We start from the raw sequence: 7969 nt of genomic DNA, 5'->3' as shown, positions 1-7969 counted from the left end.
GATGCTTCAGCTCTACTTCACAGACCCGGTACACGGGATCCACGGAGCAACTGGGGCAGAAGAAGAGACAAAAGCTCTGCTGTCAAGCGGATGGGGAAACCCCACCCGCCTGCGCGGTGGGGTAGTTCATAGAGTTCTCCAAGGCAAAGGCAGGGTGGAGGAAAAACCGGTTCTGCCGGAGAAAAGGGCTACCCCCCAGGCAAATCCCAACTTTGCACAGCAAACACCTGCTAAACTGTTGAACTAAATACACAATCCAAAAAGCTGGCCAGTCTTCTGACTCAGCCGCTCCAGGTTGAGTGCTCGGTCGTCTTCAGGGGGGAGAAGATATCGTGGCAACAGGGGCCTATGCACTGGTGGATAGCCTGCATCGACAGGGGGTGCAGCACATTTTCGGCTATCCGGGAGGAGCGATCCTGCCCATCTACGACGAGCTGTACAAAGCCGAATCCCAAGGTCTACTCAAACATTTCCTAGTCCGCCACGAACAGGCCGCGGCCCATGCTGCCGATGGCTACGCCCGCGCCACCGGCAAGGTGGGCGTGTGCTTCGCCACCTCGGGGCCAGGGGCGACCAACCTGGTGACGGGCATCGCCAACGCCATGATGGACTCTGTGCCCATGGTGGTGATCACCGGCCAGGTGCCCCGCCATTTGATCGGTACCGACGGCTTTCAGGAGACCGACATCTTTGGCATCACCCTGCCCATCGTCAAGCACTCCTACGTGGTGCGGGATCCGCGTCAAATGTCTCGGATTGTGGCCGAGGCTTTTCACATTGCCGGCACCGGGCGGCCAGGGCCGGTGCTGATCGACATTCCGAAAGATGTGGGCCTGGAAGAGTTCGACTACCAGCCGGTTAGCGAAGTCAACATCCCCGGCTACCGGCCCACGGTGCGGGGCAACCCTCGCCAGATCCACGCGGCGGCCAAGCTGATTCTGCAGGCCAAGCGTCCCCTGCTCTACGTGGGCGGCGGGGCCATCATCTCTGGGGCCCACGCCGAAATTGCCGAGCTGGCCCACACCTATCAGATCCCGGTGACCACCACCCTCATGGGCAAGGGGGCCTTCGATGAGAACGATCCCCTCTCGGTGGGGATGCTGGGCATGCACGGCACTGCCTACGCCAACTTTGCCGTTACCGAGTGCGACCTGCTGATTGCAGTGGGGGCCCGCTTCGACGACCGCGTAACCGGCAAGCTAGACGAATTTGCCAAGCACGCCAAGGTGATCCACATCGACATTGACCCGGCAGAGGTGGGCAAAAACCGCGCTCCGGACGTGCCGATTGTGGGAGATGTGCGCACCGTTTTGGTGGAGCTGTTGGCGCAACTGAGCAAAATGCCCCACACCCCTGGCCAGACGCAGGCTTGGCTGGAGCGGATCGAGCGCTGGAAGCGGGACTACCCCCTGCAGGTGCCCCGCTATGAGGGTGTGATCGCCCCGCAGCAGGTGATCGATGCGTTTCGTCGCCATGCTCCCCACGCCTACTACACCACCGATGTCGGTCAGCACCAAATGTGGGCGGCGCAGTTTTTGCGCAACGGGCCGCGCCAGTGGATCTCCAGCTCTGGCCTGGGCACCATGGGCTACGGCTTCCCGGCAGCCATGGGGGTCAAAGTGGCCTTGCCTCATGCCGAGGTGATCTGCATCAGCGGCGATGCTAGCTTTCAGATGAACATGCAGGAGCTGGGCACGGTGGCCCAGTACGGCATTGCCACCAAGGTGGCCATCATCAACAATGGCTGGCAGGGCATGGTGCGCCAGTGGCAGCAGGCCTTCCACGGCGAGCGCTATTCCCACTCCGATATGGCTGCGGGCATGCCGGATTTTGTCAAGCTGGCCGAAGCCTTTGGCGTCAAGGGCATGCGCGTCGATCACCCCGATCAAGTGGACGATGCCATCCAAGAGATGCTGCGCCACGAGGGGCCGGTGCTGGCCGATTTTGTGGTCAAGCGGGACGAGAACTGCTACCCAATGGTGCCCGCCGGCAAAGCCAATTACCAGATGATTGGGCTGCCAGAAAAGCGGCAACTGGAACAGGCTGCCGAGCTTATTTACTGCCCCAACTGCGGCGCCAAAAACCCTAGCTTGCACAAGTTCTGCGCCGAGTGCGGCACCAAGCTCTAGAACCGGCAGGGCTGGCCATCAAGGCAGGGAAGTTGGGATCCCAAGTTCTCTGAGAAGATTTGCAATAAGGCCCGCCCTCGGCAGCGGAAAGCCCGCAGAGATACTGCAGCCGTTTCAAACCAGATTGAAGAAAACACTTCCTGGGCGCACCGCTGCCGCGACTGCCCCCAGACCATCGTCCAAGAAGATCTAAGAAGAGAGGCGAGTGCGGCCCAGGTAGTCCGAAATTCTTTTTCCCCACGCTGCGACTGGAGATTGCCAACAGGTTCTGGCCTTGCCCAATGGTTAGAGGGGCCGGTAGACTCGGTAGTTGATATTGGGGAAGATGTTGTCCATATACTCCACCTTGGCCAGCCACTGCTCGTCTTCGGGGGTGGCTTTTTCTCGCCGAAACTGACCGGCTTGGATCTTCTCGTAGAGGTGATTGAAGCGCAGCAGGTGGGACTTGGTGCGACGTACGGCATAGGGAACCATCGTCCCCGTGCGCATGATGAAGGCCCAGTCGGAAGATTGGGCCAACAGCACTTCCCGCGCCGCCTGGTTCAGGGCTCGCCACTCCAGGTCATCGGCGGGCTCACGGCGGCTCAGCTCGATCATCCGCTCGGTGGCCTTGTGCAAGTGGGGATAGATCCAGGCGTTGGTGGGGTTGAGCCAGTACTCGTGGAAGCCGCGCGCCCCCCAACTGGATTGGGCCGGTTTGCACACCTGTTGGGTGGGGTTCTCCCGCAAGTACTCCGCCAGGTGGGTCATGCGATAGGTGGTTTGGTCGAAGTAGCTCTTGCGAATGAGAAAATCCAAAAACCAGGGGCCCTCGTACCACCAATGGCCGAACAGCTCAGCATCGTAGGGAGCCACCACCAGCGGCGGGCGCCCCATGACGCTGTGCAGATATTCGATCTGTCGCTGGCGGTTGAACATGAAGTTGCCCGCATGTTCTGCCGCCTTCTCCCTGGCCCAGTAGGGATCGTAAAGTTGCTTTTGCCCCAGATCTAGGTTGCGCCCCGTGATGCGATGGTACTTGATGCCGGTGTTTTTCCGCTGGCCGTTGGGCATGATGTAGGGCTTGATGTATTCGTAGTCGGCCTCATACCCTAGGTCTTTGTAGAACTCGCGATAGACGGGATCCCCGGGGTAGCCCACCTCCGCCGACCACACCTGTTGGGAAGACTCGTGATCCCGACCGAAGACGGCAACACCGGTCTCGGTAAAGATGGGGGCGTACATGCCGTAACGGGGCCGTGGCTTGGCATAGAGCAGGCCGTGGGCGTCGGTGATCATGTAGCGCAGGCCAGCATCGGCAATCATCCGCTCCAGCCCTTGGTAGTAGGCGCATTCCGGCAGCCAGATCCCCCGCGGCCATTGGCCAAAGTGCTCGTTGTAGTGCTCGCAGGCCACAATCAGCTGCGCCCAAACCGCCTGCGGGTACATCTGCATCAGGGGCAGGTAGCCGTGGGTAGCGGCGCAGGTGATGATCTCCAAGTTGCCGCTGTCCTGAAACTGTTTGAAGGCCCGCACCAGGTCTCGGTCGTAGCGCTCCCAGAGATCGCGGACCATGGCAAATTGCTTGATGTAGTGCTCGGCTAGGTAGCGAATGTGGCCGTTGGTGGCGTTCTTGTCGTACTCCAGTTGGGCCAGCTCTTCCACCTTGGTTAGATAGTGGTCGTAGCGCTCCTGCAGCAAGGGATCCCGCAGCATCGACACCAGCGGCGGCGTCAGAGACATGGTGAAGCGAAAGTCGATGCCATCTCGCCGCAGCCCCTCGAACATGTGCAGCAGCGGGACATAGGTCTCGGTGATGGCTTCGTAGAGCCACTCTTCTTCCAGCACAAAGTCCTGCTCGGGGTGGCGCACAAAGGGCAGGTGTGCGTGGAGTACCAAGGCAAGATAGCCTATCATGGCGGCTAGGGATCCTCAGGTGGGAGAAGATAAGGGAGCAAGCCTTCCTTCCCCAGCAATCAATCTGTAGGGAAGGTTAAGAGCAGCATTGCTACCTATCGTCCAGCATTTCCCCCTCGCGGTCAAGGGCTGGGATCGCTGGGGATCGCTGGTGGCCGCCGGGGGGATGTTGGTCAGGACCAGCGGTGGCGAATTTGGTCGTAGATCTCCAGGTATTCTTTGCCGGGGTAGTTCCAGGAGTAGTCGTAGCTCATGCCTTGGGTTTGCAGTTGGCGAAACTGGTCGGGGGCGGTGTACCACAGGTCGATGGCCCGATCCAACGCCGACTCTAGGGCTGCGTGATCCGTGTGGTAGAACACGTAGCCATTGCGTTGCTCAGGCAATTTGCAACTGTCGTAGTCGCGGTCAAAAACGGTATCCACCAGGCCGCCCACGCCCCTCACCACCGGAACTGTGCCGTACTTGAGGCCGATCATCTGGGTGAGGCCGCAGGGCTCGTAGTGGCTGGGCACCACCAGGATGTCTGCCCCTGCATAGATGAGGTGGGAAAGTTCTTCGTTGAAACCCAGCTCGATGTGAACGTCGGGGTTATCGTTGAGGTAGCGTTTCTCATGGGCAAACCAGGCGCCGATCCCCGGCTCCGTGGCGGATCCCAGGAGAACAAACTGGGCATTTTTGAACAGGGAGCGGTAGATGGCGTGGTGCACCAGATGCACGCCTTTCTGTTCATCGAGGCGTCCGATATAGGCCACAATCGGCTTTTCGACATCTTGCAACAGCAGCCGTTCCCGCAGGGCTCTTTTGTTTTTGGCCTTGTTTTCCAAAGTTTGCGCTGTGTAGCGAAAAGGAATAAAGCGGTCGATCTCAGGGTTCCAAATATCGTAATCGATGCCGTTCAGGACGCCGCGAAACTTGTGCTGGTGTAAATAAAGCGTGTGACCCAGCCCATAGCCGTAATCGCCAAATCGCACTTCCAGGGCGTGGTTGGGAGAAACCGTGGTGACAAAGTTGGAAAAGACGATCCCGCCCTTCATAAAGTTGAGGGCAAAGGGGTTAAAGTTATCTCGCAGACGATCGTAGTGGAAGTAATAGGGCTCCCGATTGAGGCCAGTGGCCCAAAGAATTTCCGGGCCGCCAAAGCCCTGGTGCTTGAAGTTGTGGATGGTGTAGCATACCCGCTGGTTTTCCATGCCGTGGTACTTGTAGATCTCAAAGAGCAGTACCGGCACCAGTCCTGTCTGCCAGTCGTGACAGTGGATGATGTCGGGGCGCTTGTTGCTTTTGAGGAGAAACTCCAAAGCTGCCTTGCTGAAAAAAGCAAAGCGCATGTTGTCGTCTGGGCAACCATAGTAGCAGCCGCGATTGAAGAAGTTGTCGCCGGAGTGGGGCTCAATAAAAAAGCAAAGGCGGCCATGTACCCAGCCGCAGTACACCGAGCAGTGGATGGCTCCCCCATACCAGGGCACCCAGAGGTCGCGGTAGGCATCGTGCAAGCCCCAGATCTGGTCGTAGCGCATGGTGTCGTACTTGGGCAAAACCAGCTCGACACAGTGCCCCCGCACTTCTAGCTCCCGGCTGAGGCCGTACACCACATCCCCTAGCCCACCTGCCTTAATGACGGGGGCACATTCCGACGCAATCTGCACGATGTACATTTCGAGATCTCCCGTAGCACCGCCTTACTTTTCTTCACAAAAGATAATCTCTTTTGGCTTCGCTAGCCCATCCCCCGCCTCAGCGAAAAGGGATCCCCGAATAGGGATCCCTTCTGGCAGAACAGGCGCGATTTGGCTGGGCTATCTAGGAGCTTGGATCCCTCAATACCACTGCTGGGCGTAGAGGCGCTGCACCAGATAGAAAACAAACAGGTTCACGTCCACGCGGCGCTCGTCGATCATAAAAGACTCGAGGGTGCTGGCCGGGGATCCTTCAACAGCACAGCGGAAGAACTTGGGCCCGTTGAGGGATCCCTCAGCAAAGAGGACGCTAAACTGCTTCTTGCCGCCGGCAAATGAGCCGACCAGCGTCTTGCCCTCCAGCCGCAGTTGCAGATCGTTGACGCCGCGTTTCTCAAAAGCGGCGATGGTTGCTGGGATCACGTCTTCTGCAATCAGTTGCTCAAAAGGCTTCTCTTCCTTGGCCGGTTTTTTCGCGGCGGCTTTGGCGGAGCCAGTCGCCTCAGTAGCAGGATTAGCGACCTCGACAGGGGCCGACTTTTCGCCAGTGGTCTCTTGAGGGGTGGGTTCTCCAGACATGGATCGGTGCTCCGACAACAAGTAAGTTGGGCTACAGACTCAAATGGGCTAGATCTGTCCAGAAGGGCGAAGAGGGCTAGCCTTTGGGGATGTACTGGCCGACGATCCCTTCGGCAGGGATCTGGGGGAAGCCCATGCTGTAGTTGGGAGTACGCCCCTGCAGGTTGTAGGCAATCTCCCCCTGCTTGAGGAGAGAGCGAATGAAGTGTTCCAGGTCAGACCCGATGCGCCGTAGGTTGTACTCGGTCAGATCCCGGCCCCTGTACTCTTCCACCAATTCCTCAAAGCGGGCATAGACCTTCTGCAGGGCGGCATCGTTCCAGACCAGCTCGTTATCCGGATCCACATCAAGAGTAAGCAGATCGTCGCGGGGCACAAAGTGGTTATCAGCAGTTACCTCGCCAGCAAAGATGTGAACGTGGCGAGTGGTACATTTCAGCATGGCAGTCGTTCTCGTCAATATCCTACCCTCCTCAAGGTATCATTCCCGGCGCCGAGGTGGGATCCCTTGTTGTCCAGATCCCAGAAAGTTGCCTAGGCCAATCTCCCCACCCAACAATTTTGGGGAGAAGCGGGATCCCTTTAGCTTAATCGGCGGGAAGCCCCGCACTGTAGACCGGACTGCCTTTCCCAGAGCAACCTAAGTTTGTTCATGAGATAACCCATGGTTGTTCTGGGCAGACTGGATCAAATCGGCGATATTCTGCTTCATCTTACTGCAAATCACATCAAGGGGCAGGTCGTTTGGATCCCGTCCGAAGGGGTTCTCAATTTCAATGCCGATCTCCTCGACGCCAAACAGCATAAAGGCCAACAGCCCGACAATGGGGCCGGTCATCCAACCCAAGCCCTCCACCATCTGAAACGGCAAAGACAAACAATAAAGCAGCAATAACTGCTTCAGATGGAGGGCATAGGCAATGGGCATTGGGGTCATGAGAATGCGCTCGCAGGCACCCAAGGCATCTACCATGTTATTGAGCCGCTCCACCATGATCGTAAGCTGGTAGACCTCAACACGGCCCTTGTGGTATTGGCGTTGCAGGTAATCTCCGATCCAAAAAGCAATTTGCAACGGGGGATGGTTGAGGCTTTTGAGGCGTTGCAACTGCTCCGGGCTGAGGAGGGACTGAAGCTCATCCGGCAAAAATTCTTGGCGCAGATGTTGCTTCATGGCGATGGCAAAAGCAGGCAGCAGATAGAGGATTTTGATTTTTTCTTCCCGATCGCCGGGCTGCTTCTCTTCAACGACCACCCAAATCAGACGGGCTAAGTTGCGCACATTGTTCACCACGGCTCCCCAGGCTTTTCGCCCCTCCCAAAAGCGTTCGTAGGCAGTGTTTGTCCGAAATACCAGCATCAGCCCCAAAACAATGTTGGGCACAAACGCCACCAACGAGGAAAGCGCTATGGGCAACCCCAGTTTGTAGAGAACGGAAACCAGCACTCCCAGGAGACCACAGATGAGGGTGCGAGGCAGCACTGCCGGCACGACCGATCCGTGTAACTGCAAGGCTAAGCGAAACCAACGCAGCCCATTCCCCGATAGATATTGGCGAATCATGGTGTGGCGTCGGCAAGCTTGCCCCCTGATCCTACTACCGTTATGGCAACCGTTGTTGACGCGCCAAAGGGATCTCCCCCCTTTGCAAAAGACATCGCGATCACGAGTCCCTTGGCGGTTCTGAG

The 7969-nt window shown here is 58.0% G+C and carries 6 protein-coding genes; 1 reads left to right on the top strand and 5 read right to left on the bottom strand.

All coding sequences use genetic code 11. From position 1 onward, the window contains the following. The first annotated feature begins 332 nt into the window (after positions 1-332). Positions 333-2129 carry a biosynthetic-type acetolactate synthase large subunit gene (gene ilvB, locus NW841_RS07355; protein ID WP_414363916.1) on the top strand — a complete coding sequence of 599 codons (1797 nt, stop codon included), beginning with the start codon at positions 333-335 and terminating at the stop codon, positions 2127-2129. Between the two features lie 285 nt (positions 2130-2414). On the opposite strand, the gene NW841_RS07350 is transcribed toward ilvB, so the two are convergent. The 5 genes from NW841_RS07350 to NW841_RS07330 form a co-directional block, all read right to left on the bottom strand. Beyond that, the gene (locus tag NW841_RS07350; RefSeq protein ID WP_414371100.1) at positions 2415-4025 is read right to left on the bottom strand and encodes a glycoside hydrolase family 57 protein; all 1611 of its coding nucleotides are present in this window, start codon (positions 4023-4025) and stop codon (positions 2415-2417) included. Between the two features lie 173 nt (positions 4026-4198). Further along, entirely contained in the window at positions 4199-5680 is a 1482-nt protein-coding gene (gene glgA / locus NW841_RS07345; protein WP_414385978.1) for a glycogen synthase GlgA, read from the bottom strand. Between the two features lie 162 nt (positions 5681-5842). Continuing rightward, positions 5843-6280, bottom strand: coding sequence for a DUF2996 domain-containing protein (locus NW841_RS07340; RefSeq protein ID WP_414368347.1), 438 nt, complete (start codon positions 6278-6280; stop codon positions 5843-5845). 76 nt (positions 6281-6356) lie between these two features. Further along, positions 6357-6722, bottom strand: a complete 366-nt coding sequence (locus NW841_RS07335; protein ID WP_414363917.1) for an NAD(P)H-quinone oxidoreductase subunit M — start codon at positions 6720-6722, stop codon at positions 6357-6359. Between the two features lie 198 nt (positions 6723-6920). Further along, the gene (locus tag NW841_RS07330; protein ID WP_414363882.1) at positions 6921-7844 is read right to left on the bottom strand and encodes a bestrophin family protein; all 924 of its coding nucleotides are present in this window, start codon (positions 7842-7844) and stop codon (positions 6921-6923) included. Positions 7845-7969: the final 125 nt, after the last annotated feature.

Source organism: Synechococcus sp. H60.3 (assembly GCF_047462295.1).
Classification (GTDB): Bacteria; Cyanobacteriota; Cyanobacteriia; order Thermostichales; family Thermostichaceae; genus Thermostichus.
Note: the sequence above shows the minus strand (reverse complement) of the source record. Positions and strands in the feature narration are given on the sequence as shown.